Origin of the sequence: Amycolatopsis sp. Hca4 (assembly GCF_013364075.1) — a bacterium.
Classification (GTDB): Bacteria; Actinomycetota; Actinomycetes; order Mycobacteriales; family Pseudonocardiaceae; genus Amycolatopsis.
Map to the genome: position 1 here is coordinate 8,842,492 of NZ_CP054925.1, position 15,307 is coordinate 8,857,798.

A 15,307-nucleotide genomic window follows, 5' to 3' on the forward strand; every position below is an offset into this window, starting at 1 on the left:
CTCATGAAGGCAGGTCCGCTCAGCGGCCTGAAGGTGGTGGAGCTCGCCGGTCTCGCGCCCGGGCCCTTCGCCACGATGATCCTCTCCGACCTCGGCGCCGACGTCGTGCGCATCGACCGCGCGCAGCCGGGGGAGGACGTGCTCGGCATCGGGACCGACCCGCTCGCCCGCGGCCGCCGGTCGGCCGGCATCAACACCAAGACGCCCGAAGGCGTCGAACTGGTGCTGAAGCTGTGCGACACCGCCGACGTCCTCATCGAGGGGTTCCGGCCGGGCGTCGCCGAGCGGATCGGGCTCGGCCCGGACGTCGTGCACGCCCGCAACCCGCGGCTGGTCTACGGCCGGATGACCGGCTGGGGCCAGGACGGCCCGCTGGCCCGCGCGGCCGGCCACGACATCAACTACATCGGCATCGCCGGCGCCCTCGAACCGATCGGGCGCGCGGGCGAGCGGCCGGTGCCGCCGCTGAACCTGGTCGGCGACTTCGGCGGCGGCGGGCTGCTGCTGGCGATGGGCATCCTGGCCGCGTTGTACGAGCGGAACACGTCCGGCCGCGGCCAGGTCGTGGACGCCTCGATGGTCGACGGCGCGGCGCTGCTGACCACGAGCCTGCACGGCATCAAGGCGGCCGGTCTCTGGTCGGACGAGCGCGGCGAGAACATGCTCGACGGCGGCGCGCCGTTCTACGACACGTACGAGACCGCGGACGGCAAGTACGTCGCCGTCGGCGCGATCGAGATGCGGTTCTGGGGCGACCTGGTCAAGGTCCTGGAGCTGGACCCGGCGGAGCTGCCGCTGCACATCGACAAGACGCAGTGGCCGCGCCTGCGCGAGATCGTCGCCGGGGCGATCGCCAAGCACACGCGCGACGAACTCGTCGCGCGCGCCGAAGGCACCGACGCGTGCCTGACGCCGGTGCTCTCGCCCATCGAGGCGGCGTCGCACCCGCACAACGCGGCGCGCGGCACGTTCGTCGAGATCGGCGGGATGGTCCAGCCGGCGCCGGCGCCGCGGTTCGACCGGACGCCGCCCGCCACGCCGGAAGCCCCGCGCGTCAAGGGTTCGGACACCGAAGCGGTGCTCGCCGAACTGGGCGTCACGGACTTCGACGCGCTGCGGTCGGCGGGGGTGATCGCCTAGTTCTTCGCCAGGTCGGAGCGCACGACCGAGTAAAGGACGTGGTCGCGCCACTCGCCGTCACGGAAGTCGTAGCCGCGAAGGACGCCTTCGCGGGTGAAGCCGGCTTTCTCGAGTGAGCGCTGTTCGGCGCGGTTGCCGACCTCGGTCGTCGCTTCGACCCGGTTGAGCTGGGTGTGGGCGAAGAGGTACTCGACGAGCAGGCGCTGGGCCTCGGTGCCGTAGCCGTGGCCGCGCGCTTCCGGCGCCAGGACGAGGCCCATGTTCCAGCAGTAGGACGCCGGCCCGGTGCGGGTGCGGTGCCAGGAGACGAGCCCGAGGACGCGGCCGCCGAGCGTCGGCACGAGCATGCCGGTCTCGCTGGTGAGCATCCCGGTCTCCAGCCACCGGCGGCGCAGGTAGCCGGGATCGTGCCAGCCGAACCACTGGTGCTCGCCGGCGGCGACGGGATCGTTGGTCAGCCGCTCCAGGAGGTCGAGGTCGCCTTCGGCCACCGGCCGCAGCTCGACTCCGACACCGTCGTCATCCATCGGACGACCTTATCGGCCGCTTGACCGGAACCGGCAAGCCTGCGCCACCCGCATCCCCCGGTCGAAGCACACCCGATCACAGAACGGTCAACACGCGTGATCTGAACGCCGACACGCGTGATCGGGGAGTCGACACGCGTGATCGGAGGGTCGACACGACGAAACCGGAAGCGCCGGCCGTGTCGACCCTTCAATCACGCGAGTCGACTCCCCGATCACGCGAGTCGACCCTTGGATCACGTGAAGGTGCCGTGGCGGCCTTCGCCGGCGGTGAAGCGGGCCGCGCCGTCGACCGCCTCGGCGGCCAGGACGCCCGTGCCCATGGCCGCGGCGAACTCCGCGGTCAGCGCGTCCTCTTCGGACTCGCCCCACTGGGCCAGTGCCGACCGCCGGTCGCCGCGCAGGCACGCCTGCGGGAACGCCGCCAGCTGCCGGGCCAGCTCCTGGGCCGCGGAGACGGCCTCGCCCGCGGGGACCAGCCGGTTGGCCAAGCCGATCTCCACGGCCTCGGTCGCGTCGACCGGGCGTCCGGTGAGGATCAGGTCCATCGCGCGGGACTGGCCGATCAGCCGCGGCAGCCGGACCGTCCCGCCGTCGATCAGCGGGACGCCCCAGCGGCGGCAGAACACGCCGAACACCGCCGTCGTGTCGGCCACCCGCAGGTCGCACCACAGCGCCAGCTCGAGCCCGCCGGCGACGGCCGGCCCGTGCACCGCCGCGATCACCGGCTTGCCGAGCGCCATCCGGGTGGGCCCCATCGGGCCGTCCCCGTCCGGGTGAGTGCGGTTCATCCGGTCGGTGCCGATCGCCTTGAGATCGGCACCCGCGCAGAACGCGCCGCCGGCCCCGGTCAGCACCGCGACGGCCGCGTCCGGGTCGGCGTCGAAGGCGCGGAACGCGTCGGCCAGCTCGGCCGCCGTGGGCCCGTCGACGGCGTTGCGGGCGGCCGGGCGGTCGATGGTGATCGTCGTCACCGCGTCGGCCCGTTGCACCAGCACGTTCCGGGACATGGCCGCTCCTGGTTCGATCGAGGTGTCTTCCGTGGACGCCTTCCCTACAGTATTGGGGTGGCCACTCCCAGGACGGGGACGGCGAGCCGGGGAGGAAGCACATGTCGGGCGGCGTGAAGAAGATTCTCATCGTGGGCGTGGTCGCGCTCGTGCTCTTCCTCCTGATCACCCAGCCCACCCAGTCCGCCGACTTCGTGCACCGCGTGCTCGGCTGGCTCAAGGACGGCGCCGAAGCGATCGTCACGTTCTTCCGGGCGCTCTTCTCCTGACCTGGCGCTCCTCCGTGCCGGTACCGCCACGGGCGGTGCCGGTGACTACCCTGCGTGCAAACGGACGGTAAATCACCCAGTGTCACCAATCTCGGATTTCGGACTCCGGCGCTCGACCATCCGGGTGGATTGCGGCCGAAAACGCGCAGGTCGTCGAATTCGTACCAGCCGGGGTCTGGCGAAGGGGACCACCCCGGCCCTACGGTGCTCACATTGCGTGATCGGGTGGTTCGCCATCCCCCCGGAGAACCCCGGTACGCAGGCAGTTTCCACTCAGCAAGGTGCAGGTTGGTGCGTGCGGCACCACCGCGTGGGACAGGCGTCAGGGCCTGTCCGTCGGGGACCTACATAGGAGGCAGGGATGACCGGAGATCCCGGAGTGGACGCGTTGATCCGGCAGTGGGCCGCGGAGCGCGAGAGGACTCCCGAGGAGCAGGAGGTCGACCGCATCGCTTCCGCGTGGCTGGCCGACGCTCCGGCGCAGGCGCCGGGCATTCCGGGCCAGCGCGCCCGGACCGGCCAGTCGCGGTTCGTCCCCGTCGAGTCGGCCGACCCCGGCTACCTGGCCGCGATGCGCAGCCGGCTGCCGGAGGTGCCCGAAGAGCTCCTCACCGCCGCCGCGGGCTGGTGGCAGATGGTCGGCGGCGTCGCCGAAGCCGAGGAGTGGTGGGACGCCGGCATCAGCCCGCTCGACCAGCGCGCCCTCGACTACCGGGCGGCCGGCCTCGCGCCGTCCGACCTGAGCCGCCGGCTCGGCCCGATGACCGTCCTGCAGCACCTGCGCCGCGGCAGTGCCCCGGCCTGGTGCGTCGCGCGGCTCGCGCGGCAGCAGAAGTCCGCCTGACGAGACGTTTTCCACTCGGCCGGGTGACCCGGCGTGGTGAGACGATGGCGACGGCCCGCGTAACGCTAACCTGCGCGGGCTCGTTGACAGAGTGTCGACACACGCTGGAGGACCGGAGTTTCGTGCGCACCAGGACCGGAAAGACCGAGGACGACCCGATCGGCGCTCCTGCCGAGGAAGCCGCCCCCGCCGCACCGGCACCGCGCGCTCCGGGCGTGGCCGTGCTCACCCGGCTGCTCGTGGTCCTCGCCGTGCTGGCCGTGGCCGGCGGCGGGATCTGGCTCGTCACCCGGGCCTCGACGCCCGAGGCGAGCCCGACCACCACCGAAATCCCGGCCCTGCAGGTCAAGGCGGCCGACGTCCGCCCCGGCTCGGTCGCCCCGGCGGGCGGCGCGGTGGCGGGCGGGGCCGAGCAGCAGACATCACCCCAGCAGGCCCGCCCCCGCGAGACGGGCCCGGCGACACTGTCCCAGTGGGCGGCCCAGGTCGCGGCGGCCACCGGCGTCCCGGCGCGGGCGCTGCAGGCGTACGGCAACGCGGAGCTGGCGATGCGCGCGGACCAGCCGGGCTGCAAGATCTCCTGGGCGACACTGGCCGGCATCGGCCGCATCGAGTCGAACCACGGCCAGTACGCGGGCGCGGTCCTCGGCGCGGACGGCCGCCCGTCCAAGCCGATCATCGGCGTACCCCTCGACGGCTCGGCCGGGGTCCAGGCCATCGGCGACACGGACGGCGGCCGCTACGACGGCGACCCGAGTGTGGACCGCGCGGTGGGCCCGATGCAGTTCATCCCGAGCACGTGGCGCAAGTGGGCCTCGGACGGCAACGGCGACGGCCTGGGCGACCCGCAGCAGATCGACGACGCGGCCCTGGCGGCGGCGCGGTACCTGTGCGCGGGCGGGCGGGACATGGCGAGCCCGAGCGGGTGGTGGGCCGGGATCCTGTCGTACAACAACTCGACGGAGTACGCGCAGAAGGTGTTCGGCTTGGCGGACGGGTACGCGAAGGCCGCCCAGGCGGCGCGCAAGCAGGGCTGAGGTCACTCCGGGTCGTTTCGCGGGGCCACCCGTAACCAGACGAGCCCCACCCGATCCCTGGGGGCTGACCCCGGATCCATTCTATCGGCGCCCGCCGACGAAGAACCGGAATCCGCTGCCGGGTGACCGAGCTGTCCACAACCGCCCCGGATTGGGGATTGCTGCCGTTCGCCCGGGCCGCGACCTGCGCTGAGAGCCCGGCCACCCCGGCCACGACCGCGCGACAGCTCTCAGCCGGCCAGTGCTAGCGTCGACTCGTGCCAGACCCTCACCCGCCGGTCGGCTCCCCCTGGGGTCGCCGGATCGCGATCGTCGCGACCTGCCTGGTGAGCCTGCTCGTCTGCTGCGGGCTCGCCTGGTGGCAGTGGGACCGCTTCACCTCCGCGAACGGCACCTTCCAGAACCTCGGCTACGTCCTGCAGTGGCCGCTGTTCGGGCTCTTCCCGGCCTTCATGTTCTGGCGGATCCGCAAACTCCGGCAGAAAGCCGAAAGCGAGCCCCCCGAACCGGCCGCCGTGAAGCCCGAGGTGCCCGCCCCGCGTCCCCGCCCGGACACCCCGGGCACCCCGGGCACTCCCGTCACGGACGAGGACGCGGAACTGGCCGCCTACAACCGTTACCTGCGTGAACTGCACGCCCGCGACGAGCAGGCAGCAGAGTGAGCAAGAGTGAGGACCACCCGATGACCACCAGCACCGAAGGCGCCCGCACCGCCGCCCCGCTCGCCGGCCCCCTGGTCCGCTTCCGCACCGCCGCCTACGTCACCGGTGTCGGCCTGCTCGGCCTCTGCTTCGTCATGGTGCTGCGGTACGCCTTCGGCAACCCGACGCCGTCCGCGGTCTACTCGCCGATCCACGGCGTCCTCTACATGATCTACCTCGTGCTCACCATCGACCTGGCCATCAAGGCCCGCTGGTCGATCAAGGGCACCGTGCTCGTGCTGCTGGCCGGCTGCGTCCCGTTCGTCTCGTTCCTCGTCGAGCGCCGGGTGACGCACAAGGTCAAGGCCGGGCAGAAGCTGTAACGCGGCGGAACGTCAACGCCACCAGCACCGTGCAGGCCGCGAACGCCGCGGCCGTGGCGAACGCCGCCGTCATGCCGTCGACCGTCAGCTGCGCGCCCGTCGTGGCCGCCGAGCGGGTGACCGAGCCGAACACCGTCACCAGGACGGCCAGCCCCAGCGTGCTGCCGACCTGCTGCATCGTCTGCAGCACGCCGCCCGCGGCGCCCGCGTCCTCGCCCGGCACTGTTGCCATCACGATCACGTTGAGCGGCGCGAACGACAGCCCGGCGCCGAGCCCCATCAGCAGCAGCGGCCCCAGCAGCGCCGGGAAGTACGTGCTGCCGGTGGTGAGGAACGAGAGCCACACGACGCCGGAGACCATCAGGAGCGAGCCGGTGACGGCCATCGGTTTCGGCCCGTAGCGGGGGAGCAGCCGCGGCACGAGCCGGCTCATCGTGAAGATCAGCGCCGCCATCGGGAGGAACGCGAACCCGGTCGCCAGGGCCGCGAAGTGCCGGATGTCCTGCATGAACTGGGTCAGGAAGAAGAACATCGACATCATCGCCATCGGGCCGAGGAAGAAGTTGACGTAGGCCGCGCTGCGGTTGCGGTCGGCGAACAGCCGCAGCGGCACCAGCGGCAGCGCCGTCCGGGCTTCGATGGCGACGAAGCCGGCGAGCAGCACCAGGCCGGCGGCGAGCGAGCCGAGCGTCACCGCGTTGCCCCAGCCGTCGGACGCGGCGTGGGTGAAGGCGAACACGAGCGAGCCGACGCCCAGGGTGCCGGTGATCGCGCCGGGCAGGTCCAGGTGCGCGCGACGGCGTTCGGGCTCGGCCACGAACCGCGGCGCGAGCACGGCGATCGCCAGTCCGAACGGGACGTTGATGAACAGCGCGGCGCGCCACGAGATCCACTCGGTGAGCAGGCCGCCGACGATCAGGCCGATCGCGAAGCCGCCGCTGGACATCGCGGAGAACAGCGCCAGCGCGCGGACCCGCGCCTTGGCCTCGGTGAACGTCGTGGTCACCAGGGCCAGCGTGCTCGGGCCCGCCATGGCGGCCCCGACCCCCTGCAGGACACGGGCGGCGATGAGCAGGGCGGCCGAGTCGGCGAGGCCGCCGGCCAGTGACGCGAGCGTGAACACGGTGACGCCCGCGACGAACATGCGCCGCCGCCCGAACAGGTCGCCCGCGCGGCCGCCGAGCAGCAGCAGACCGCCGAACACGAGGCTGTAGGCGGTCATCACCCAGGACAGGCCGGTGGCGGAAAACCCCAGTTCGGACTGGATGCGCGGGAGCGCGACGTTCATCACGGTCGCGTCGAGGACGAGCATGAGCTGGCAGGTCAGGATGATCGCCAGGACCAGCCCGCTGCGGTGGGGGCGCGCCGGTGCGGGCGCGCGGTCGAGCGTCTGTTGCGACAAGGAATACTCCCCCGAGGAGTAAGAAGAGAAGCGGAGAGGTTCTCCACTTGCGGGCGATCCGATAATATGGAGAGTGTCTCCGGATGCGCAAGTGAATTCGGAGAATCTCTCCGGTTACCTGAGGAGGCCGGGATGCCGGACACGGAGCGTCCGATGCGCGCGGACGCGCGCCGCAACTACGAGCGCATCGTCGCGGCGGCGAACGACCTCTTCACCACCCAGGGCGCCGACGTGCCGCTGGACGACGTCGCCAAGAAGGCCGGCGTCGGCGCGGGCACCCTCTACCGGCACTTCCCCACGCGGGAGAAGCTCTTCGAGGCGGTCTACCGCGACGAGATCACGGTGCTCGCCGACCGCGCGTTCGCCCTGCACGAGGAGCTGCCGCCGTGGGAGGCCCTCGAGGCGTGGCTGCGCGCCCAGGTCACCTGGGTCGTCGAGCGGCACAAGCTGGCGACGATCCTCAAGGAGTCGATCGACTCCGGGTCGGAGACGTTCCTGTACTGCCAGAAGCGGCTTCGCGAAGCGACGGGGGTGCTCGTCGAAGCGGCGCAGGAGGCCGGGCTGGTCCGGCCGGACGTCGTCGGCGCCGACGTCCTCCGGCTGGGGCACGGCGCCGGGATGGCCGTGCGCAACTGCAGCCCGGAGGACGGCGAGCGCGTGCTCGAGGTGATCCTGGACGGCCTGCGCGCCTGACGCAGGCCGCCCGTGGCTCAGCTCCCGATGCCGGTCATCGAGCGGACCTCCATCTCGGCCTGCTTCTCCGCGTCCGCCTTGGGCCGGCCCACCAGCGTCCCGACGAACCCGCACAGGAACGAGAACGGGATCGACACCAGACCCGGGTTCTTCAGCGGGAACCAGGCGAAGTCGATGCTCTTGAAGATCGAGTCCGGCGCGCCCGAGACGACCGGCGAGAACAGCACCAGCAGCAGGCAGGCGATCAGGCCGCCGTACATGCCCCACAGCGTGCCGGTGGTGTTGAACCGCTTCCAGAACAACGAGTACAGCAGCGTCGACAGGTTCGCCGACGCGGCCACGGCGAACGCCAGCGCGACCAGGAACGCGACGTTCTGCCCGTTCGCCAGCACCCCGCCGACGATCGCCAGCGCGCCCACCGCGATCGCGGTCAGCCGCGCCACCCGGACCTCGTCCGCCGGCTCGGCCTTGCCGCGCTTGAAGATGTTCGCGTAGACGTCGTGGGCGAACGAGGCCGACGCGGTGATCGTCAGCCCGGCCACCACCGCGAGGATCGTCGCGAACGCCACCGCGGCGATCACGCCCAGCAGCAGCGTCCCGCCGATGTGCAGCGCCAGCAGCGGCGCGGCCGAGTTCTCCCCGCCCGGCGCGCTCTTGATCTCGTCCGAGCCGACGAGCGCGGCCGCGCCGAAGCCGATCACCAGCGTGCACGCGTAGAAGACGAGCATGCACACGGTGGCCCAGACGACCGAGCGGCGCGCCTCCAGGGAGTTCGGCACCGTGTAGAAGCGCATCAAGAGGTGGGGGAGCGAAGAGAGGCCGAGCACCAGGGCCAGCGCGAGCGACACGAAGTCGAGCTTGGTGGTGTCGTCCTTGCCATAGGAGCCGCCCGGTTCCAGCAGGTGCCCGCCCAGCGGGCTCTTCTCGGTGGCGGCCTGGAGCAGGTTCGAGAAGCTGAAGCCGTACTTGCCGAGCAGGAACACCGCCATCAGCACGACGGCGAGCATCAGCACGCCGGCCTTGATGATCTGCACCCACGTGGTGCCCTTCATCCCGCCGACCAGCACGTACAGCACCATGACCAGGCCGACCACGCCGATCACCAGCGCCTGCCCGAGCCGGGTGTGGATGTCGAGCAGCAGGGCGACCAGGCCGCCGGCGCCCGCCATCTGGGCCAGCATGTAGAACAGCGAGATGACCAGGGTCGACGTCGCCGCCGCGGCCCGGACCGGGCGCGGCTTCATCCGGAAGCTGATGACGTCGCCCATGGTGAACCGGCCGGTGTTGCGCGTCAGCTCGGCGATCAGCAGCAGGTCGACCAGCCAGGCGACCAGGAAGCCGATGGAGTACAGGAAGCCGTCGTAGCCGTGCACGGCGATCGCGCCCGCGATGCCGAGGAAGGACGCCGCCGAGAGGAAGTCACCGGACAGCGCGATGCCGTTCTGGCGGCCGGTGAAGGCGCTGCCGGCGGCGTAGTAGTCCGACGTCGAGGTGTTCCGGCTGCCGGCCCGGTAGACGACGTACAGGGTGATCGCCACGAAGAGGGCGAACACGACGGTGTTGACGACGGGGTTGCTGGTGGCCGTCCCACCCGCGGCGAGCGCGGTCATCGGCGCTTCCCGTCCACGAGGCCCGCGCGCGCCCGCAGCTCGGCGACCCGCGGGTCGAGCCGGCGGCGCGCGTAGCGCAGGTAGAACCAGGTGATCAGCGCGGTGCTGGCGAACTGGCCGAGTCCGAGCAGGATCCCCACGTTGACCTGGCCGAACACCTTGCGGCTCATGAACTCGTGCGCGTACGCGGCCAGCAGCACGTACGTCATGTACCAGGCGAAGAAGGCGAAGCTCAGCGGGAAGACGAAGCCGCGGAACCGGCGTCGCAGCGAGACGAACTCCGGGCTGGCCTGGATCGCGGGGTAGTCGGGCTCCGGGGGAGCGGCGGGCCGGCGGGGCGGCGCCCCGGCCGGGGCGGACCCGGCGGGCAGGACCGGGAACCGGCTCGTCTCCTCGAGGGCGTTGCCCGGCGCGGGCCGCGCTACGTCGTACATGGGTGCCTCCGGCAGAGTGCCTCCGTGGCGGCGGGCCCCGGGGCGCCTGCGGGGCAGGGGTGCCGGGCCGCCCTTGCGGACTGCGAGGGCACATCGTAACTACGCCATCCGGCGGCTGCCGAAGTGGCCGGACCGTCCGGTCGGTTCGCGGGGCGGTATTCGTTTTCCTGTCGAACACATCGAAAGCGTGACCGGCGACAACGCACTCCGGAGAACTCCGGTAATGCTCCAAAGAATTGTGACTCGTCGTTGTCGGGGACGAAGTCCGTTAGGGCAAACGGGCTAACACGGCTGGTCGATTTGCCGAGGCGGTCACCGAAAGTAGCCGAATTGCCGACTTGATCCTGCTCGCGGGTGGTGCGAAGGGTCCCACGGCCGGTGAAGATCCACTGGTCAGTGTAGGGTTTCGAAAGAAATCACCAGGTCGGGGCCGGGGAACGCGCAACGCCACAACATCGGGCACATCTTGAGACTTGACCCACCCGTTGGTGGTACCGAGTGTAGATCGACCGAGGGATGCTGCTAGCCTGTCTGGGCTAATCGGGTGACGACCGGATGCGCCGGGTGCACAGTCCGGTAACCGGAATTGCCTCTTAGCGGGCACTGCGGTGGAATGTCGTGGCCGGTGTCCGGTCGCGAAAGCACTTTTCGCAGGTCAGCGCCCGAACGGGGAAGACAATTGACCGGCACGGCATCGGGGGTACGATTCTTTGGCCCAGCTGACCGCAGCGATCGATTGGCACCGATAAAGTTGATCTCGACCACCGTGCACAACGCAACTTGCGACATGCACGTGCATAGTCCCGCGCGGCAGCGCGCCGGGCACGGGACGGCGAGGCGGTGCCTGCCCGGGAACGGGCGCACGGACGGCCGGGCTGCCGGGGACGAGCGAGGGCGCCGGGGAAGCGGCAGGGCGGGGGCGGCACGGCCGTCCGGCCCGTCGCGCACCGGGACGCCGCGCCGCCGACGCGGATCCATGACGCCGGACAGGGAGTCACTCACGTGACCGTTGCAGGAGAAGGTCAGGTGCCCGTCGGGGAACTGCTCGGCCGAGCGCCCCGGCGGTCGAAGGGGAAGGCCGTGTGGCGCGCGCTGGTGCAGTGGCGCGACTGGAGCCTGCCCGTCAAGCTTTCGGCCGTCACGGTCGTGCCCATCGTCCTCGCCCTCGTGCTGGGCGTCGCGACGATCGCGGCCCAGGTCGGCCGCTCGGACGAGTACCAGCGGCTCGACCGGCTGGTCGCGCTCGGCGGCGGGGTGCGCACGCTGACCGCCGCCCTCCAGCAGGAGCGCACGGTCACCTCGGCGATGCTGACCGCCGGCACCGTCGGCGGCACCCCCGAGCTGGCCGCGGCGCGCAAAGCCACCGACGCCGCGACCGGCCCGTTCACCGCGGAGCAGGCCCGCGCGGCCGAGGTCGAGCCCGGCGTGTCCGGGGCCGCGGGCGCGGCGTCGGCGCAGGTCGGCAACCTCGCCTTCCTGCGCCGCCAGGTCGACGGCGGCCAGCTCGACCCCGCGCAGGCCATCACGGCGTACTCCGCGCTCACCGGGTCCCTCATCAGCCTCGACACCGCGGCCACCGCGGGCGCCGGTGACGGTACCCTCGGCGGCCTGCCCGCCGGGCTGCACGAACTGCTGGTGGCCGGCGAGCAGGTGTCGCTCAGCCAGGCCCTCGTCTCCTACGGCATCGGGCGGGCCGGGCTGACGCCGAGCGAGCTGGCCACCCTGCGCGCCGCCGAGCTGCGGCTCGCCGACCGGCTCGTCGACTTCCGCTCCGCGGCGGGCGACTCGCTGCAGCGCGACTTCGCCGCGATCGCCGAAGGCGCCCAGGCCCAGAGCCGGGCCCGGATGGTCGAAACGGTGCTGAACGCCCAGAGCGGCGCGGTCGACGACGCCTTCCGCGCGCTGCCGGCCGCGGACTGGGCCGCCGCCTCCTCGGCGATGCACACGCAGATCGGCCGGCTCGCCGACCGGCTCGGCGCGTCGGCGTCGCAGACCGCCGCCGACCTGGTCGACGACTCCAGCAGCGGGGCCGGCCTGCTCGCGGTGCTGCTGTTCGCCGCGATGGTGCTGGCCGTCGCGGTCGTCTTCCTCATCACCCGCCAGCTGCTGCGCTCCCTGAAGGTGCTGCGCCGCAGCGCCCTCGACGTCGCCGAGACCGCGCTGCCGGAGGCGGTCCGCAACATCCAGGAGGGCCGGGCGCAGGGCACCGACGTCCAGCCGGTCGGCGTGCACACCGACGACGAGGTCGGCGAGGTGGCGCGGGCCTTCGACAAGGTGCACCACCAGGCGCTGCGGCTGGCGACCGAGCAGGCCGCGATGCGCACCGGCTACGGCAGCGTCTTCGTCAACCTGTCGCGGCGCAGCCAGAGCCTGGTGCAGCGGCAGCTGCAGCTGATCGAGCAGCTCGAGCGGGACGAGGAGGACGCCGATCAGCTGGCGACGCTGTTCCAGCTCGACCACCTCGCCACCCGGATGCGGCGCAACAACGAGAACCTGATGGTGCTCTCGGGTGCCGAGCCGGGCCGCCGGTCCGGGAAGCCGGTGGGCACCACCGACATGCTGCGCGCGGCGGTGTCGGAGATCGAGCAGTACCAGCGCGTCCAGGTCCAGCCGCCGCCCCCGGCCCGGATCGTCGGGTACGCGGCGAGCGACCTGATGCGCCTGGTCGCCGAGCTGCTGGACAACGCCACGGCGTTCTCCGCGCCGGAGACCAGCGTGACGGTGGCCTCCCGGCTGGGCGAGAACGGCTCGCTCGAGATCGACATCCTCGACAAGGGCATCGGGATGAACGAGTGCGAGGTGATCGAGGCGAACACCCGGCTGACCGAGGCCGGGTCGGTCGACCTGGTGACGTCGCGCCGGATGGGCCTGTTCGTCGTCGGCAGGCTGGCCAGCAGGCACCGGATCGGGGTGTCGCTGCACGGCGGCAAGGACATCGTCGGCGTCCGCGCCACGGTCGTCGTCCCGCCGGAGCTGGTGATGCCGGTGACCGACGGCCCGGCGACCGGCCCGATCGGCGCCCTCCAGCAGCACCCGGCGAGCCCGGCGGCGGGCAACCGGCTGCCGCGCCGCCCGGTCAACGGCTCGTCCCGCCCGCGGCCGGTGGTGCCGCAGCAGCCGGCGATGGGCGAGGAGCGGTGGCCGTCGGCGAGCGACCTGGCCGGGCTGTCCGGCGTGCGCCCGCCGTCGGACCTGGAGATCTCCGGGACGGCGCTGTTCGCCCCGATCGAGAAGGACGACGACGTCCCGCCGCAGCGCCCGGCCCTGCCGCAGCTGCCCGCGGTGCTGCCGCTGCCGGGCCGCCCGCCGCGCGCGGACGACCTGCCGGCGGGCAAGGACCTGTTCACGGCCAACGAGACGACGCTCAGCGACTGGTGGCAGGAGGCGACCGCGGGGCAGGAGCCGCCCCCGCCGGCCCCGGCCCCGGACCGCTCCGAGACGACGCCGATCTTCGACGAGATGCTGTCGGCCTGGTTCCGCGAGGACAAGCCGGCCGCCTCCGAGGAAGAGCCGGCCGCCGCACAGGAGACGCCGCCGGAGGAGCGCCGCAGCTGGGACTTCGCCAGCGACGAGAACTTCCGCACGGTCCAGGAGGTGACGAAGAAGGCCGAGCCGACGGCGTTCACGGACGCGGGCCTTCCGCGCCGCCGCCGCGGCGAGCAGCTCCTTCCGGGCAGCGCCACCCCGGCCGTCCCGGCGGCCCCCCAGCCGGCCCCGCCGCGCCCGGACCTCCCGGTCCGCGACCCGGCGGACGTCCGCGGCCGCTTGAGCAGCTTCCAGCAGGGCGTGACCCGCGGCCGCCGCCAGACGGCGGCCCAGCGGTCCCGCCCGGCCCAGCCGACGACACCGGGGACGCCGGTGGGCCCGGGCCTTGGCACGGCCCAGTCGGCGGGCCAGGCGGCCCAGCAGGCCCAGCCGGCGGCCGAGCAGAGCGCGAAGACGGCGGGGCAGGGTGCGGACGCGTCGCAGGCCGCGCAGCAGCTCCGGCCGCAGCCGGCCGCCGCGCAGGGTGCGGAGGCGGCCGGTCAGGGTGCGGATGCCTCGCAGGTGACCCAGCAGTTCCGGCCGCAGCCGGCGGCCGGGCAGGGTGCGGAGGCGGGCCAGGGCACGGACGCGTCGCAGGCCGCGCAGCAGTTCCGGCCCCAGCCGGCGGCCGAGCAGAGCCCGGCCACGGGCCGGCAGGCGGCGGCGCCGGCCACCCCGCAGCAGCCGGGTGCCGCCGAGCAGGCCGTCCCGCAGCAGCCGGGTGCGGCCGAGCCGGAACCGGAGCAGGCCGCACCGCAGCAGGCGACCGCCCGGCAGGCGCCGGAAGCCACCACGCCGCCGGACGAGACGAGCACCCGGCCCCCGGCGGGCGGCGCGCTGCCCAGCCGTCGTCCGGCGACCGAGTCCACCTCCGGCACCCTCCCGCGGCCCGCCCTCCCGCAGCCCTCCGGCCGTCCGCCCGGCGTCTTCCAGGAGTCCGGGCAGCTGCCGGTCGCCAACGGCCGTCCCGCCGTCCCGCCGGCCGCGCTGCCCGCCCGGAAGCCACCGGAGACGCCCGCTCCGCGCCGCGAAGAGACCGCCGTCGAGGCCACCACCGAGTGGAACTTCGGCACCGACGACGGCTGGCGCGCGGTGCAAGCGGTGTCCCAGTCGGTACCCTCCACCTTCACTTCGGCAGGATTGCCCCGGCGCCGTCGCGGGGAGCAGCTGCTCCCGGGCAGCGCCGGACCGTCCACCGGGGCCACGGCCCCCCGACCACAACGGGACGCACACGACGTGCGCGGCCGCCTGCGGAGCTTCCAGCAGGGCATCGAGCGCGGACGCCACCGCACCGCACAGGCGGCCGAGACCAACCACGAGACCTTGGAGGGTGAATGACCTCGCCGAGTAGCGCGCAGCCGACGCAGAACCAGTTCGGCTGGCTGGTGAACGACTTCGCGGAGCGGGTGCCCGGCGTGGCGCACGCCGTGGTCGTCTCGGCGGACGGCCTGCTGCTGACCGCGTCGAACCGGCTCCCGCTCGACCGGGCCGACCAGCTCGCCGCGGTCGCGTCCGGGCTGGTCAGCCTCACCCAGGGCGCGGCCCGGTGCTTCGAGGCAGGCGCGGTCAACGAGACCGTCGTCGAGATGGAGCTGGGCATCATGGTGCTGATGTCGATCAGCGACGGCTCGTGCCTGGCCGTGCTCGCCGCCCCCAACTGCGACATCGGGCAGGTCGCCTACGAGATGACGATGCTCGTCGACCGGGTCGGTCAGATCCTCACCCCGGAGCTGCGCGCCCAGCTCCAGGGCTCCGGGGGGTCGCTGATCGGCGAACCGGTGGGATGATGGCG

14 protein-coding genes are annotated in these 15,307 nt (G+C 72.7%); 9 read left to right on the forward strand and 5 right to left on the reverse strand.

Annotated features, from left to right (window positions below):
• Positions 1-3: 3 nt before the first annotated feature.
• Entirely contained in the window at positions 4-1,140 is a 1,137-nt protein-coding gene (locus tag HUT10_RS40285; protein ID WP_176175986.1) for a CaiB/BaiF CoA-transferase family protein, read from the forward strand.
• On the opposite strand, the gene HUT10_RS40290 is transcribed toward HUT10_RS40285, so the two are convergent.
• Together HUT10_RS40290 and HUT10_RS40295 are read right to left on the reverse strand one after the other, a co-directional pair.
• Positions 1,137-1,667 carry a GNAT family N-acetyltransferase gene (locus HUT10_RS40290; protein WP_176175987.1) on the reverse strand — a complete coding sequence of 177 codons (531 nt, stop codon included), beginning with the start codon at positions 1,665-1,667 and terminating at the stop codon, positions 1,137-1,139. The two genes, HUT10_RS40285 and HUT10_RS40290, sit on opposite strands and share 4 nt — an antisense overlap.
• Positions 1,668-1,903: 236 nt before the next feature.
• Positions 1,904-2,677, reverse strand: a complete 774-nt coding sequence (locus HUT10_RS40295) for a crotonase/enoyl-CoA hydratase family protein (protein ID WP_176175988.1) — start codon at positions 2,675-2,677, stop codon at positions 1,904-1,906.
• A gap of 101 nt (positions 2,678-2,778) precedes the next feature.
• Here HUT10_RS40295 and HUT10_RS40300 point away from each other — a divergent pair, with 101 nt between their 5' ends.
• From HUT10_RS40300 to HUT10_RS40320, 5 genes are all read left to right on the forward strand, one after another.
• Positions 2,779-2,946 (forward strand): hypothetical protein, encoded by a 168-nt coding sequence (locus HUT10_RS40300; protein WP_014466828.1) that lies wholly within the window; start codon positions 2,779-2,781, stop codon positions 2,944-2,946.
• Between the two features lie 361 nt (positions 2,947-3,307).
• On the forward strand, positions 3,308-3,790 hold the full coding sequence (locus HUT10_RS40305; protein WP_013224355.1) for a hypothetical protein: 483 nt from the start codon (positions 3,308-3,310) through the stop codon (positions 3,788-3,790).
• Positions 3,791-3,912: 122 nt separating this feature from the next.
• Positions 3,913-4,827, forward strand: a complete 915-nt coding sequence (locus HUT10_RS40310; protein WP_176175989.1) for a lytic transglycosylase domain-containing protein — start codon at positions 3,913-3,915, stop codon at positions 4,825-4,827.
• 302 nt (positions 4,828-5,129) lie between these two features.
• On the forward strand, positions 5,130-5,489 hold the full coding sequence (locus HUT10_RS40315; RefSeq protein WP_176178267.1) for a hypothetical protein: 360 nt from the start codon (positions 5,130-5,132) through the stop codon (positions 5,487-5,489).
• Positions 5,490-5,509: 20 nt separating this feature from the next.
• On the forward strand, positions 5,510-5,851 hold the full coding sequence (locus tag HUT10_RS40320) for a DUF3817 domain-containing protein (protein WP_176175990.1): 342 nt from the start codon (positions 5,510-5,512) through the stop codon (positions 5,849-5,851).
• Here HUT10_RS40320 and HUT10_RS40325 read toward each other — a convergent pair.
• Positions 5,829-7,253 (reverse strand): MFS transporter, encoded by a 1,425-nt coding sequence (locus HUT10_RS40325; RefSeq protein WP_176175991.1) that lies wholly within the window; start codon positions 7,251-7,253, stop codon positions 5,829-5,831. The genes HUT10_RS40320 and HUT10_RS40325 overlap by 23 nt on opposite strands.
• Positions 7,254-7,385: 132 nt before the next feature.
• Between HUT10_RS40325 and HUT10_RS40330 the strand changes: the two genes are divergently transcribed.
• A complete protein-coding gene (locus tag HUT10_RS40330; RefSeq protein ID WP_176175992.1) occupies positions 7,386-7,946 on the forward strand; it encodes a TetR/AcrR family transcriptional regulator in 561 nt (186 codons plus the stop codon).
• A 17-nt stretch (positions 7,947-7,963) separates the two neighbouring features.
• Here the strand turns inward: HUT10_RS40330 and HUT10_RS40335 are convergent, their stop codons facing one another.
• Both HUT10_RS40335 and HUT10_RS40340 read right to left on the reverse strand, forming a co-directional pair.
• Positions 7,964-9,556 (reverse strand): cation acetate symporter, encoded by a 1,593-nt coding sequence (locus tag HUT10_RS40335; protein ID WP_176175993.1) that lies wholly within the window; start codon positions 9,554-9,556, stop codon positions 7,964-7,966.
• Entirely contained in the window at positions 9,553-9,990 is a 438-nt protein-coding gene (locus HUT10_RS40340; RefSeq protein ID WP_176175994.1) for a DUF485 domain-containing protein, read from the reverse strand. The genes HUT10_RS40335 and HUT10_RS40340 overlap by 4 nt, the downstream gene beginning before the upstream one ends.
• 1,026 nt (positions 9,991-11,016) lie before the next feature.
• Between HUT10_RS40340 and HUT10_RS40345 the strand changes: the two genes are divergently transcribed.
• Together HUT10_RS40345 and HUT10_RS40350 are read left to right on the forward strand one after the other, a co-directional pair.
• Positions 11,017-14,853 (forward strand): nitrate- and nitrite sensing domain-containing protein, encoded by a 3,837-nt coding sequence (locus HUT10_RS40345; RefSeq protein ID WP_176175995.1) that lies wholly within the window; start codon positions 11,017-11,019, stop codon positions 14,851-14,853.
• A complete protein-coding gene (locus HUT10_RS40350) occupies positions 14,850-15,302 on the forward strand; it encodes a roadblock/LC7 domain-containing protein (RefSeq protein ID WP_004561253.1) in 453 nt (150 codons plus the stop codon). Before HUT10_RS40345 ends, HUT10_RS40350 begins: the two co-directional genes overlap by 4 nt.
• Positions 15,303-15,307 lie beyond the last annotated feature (5 nt).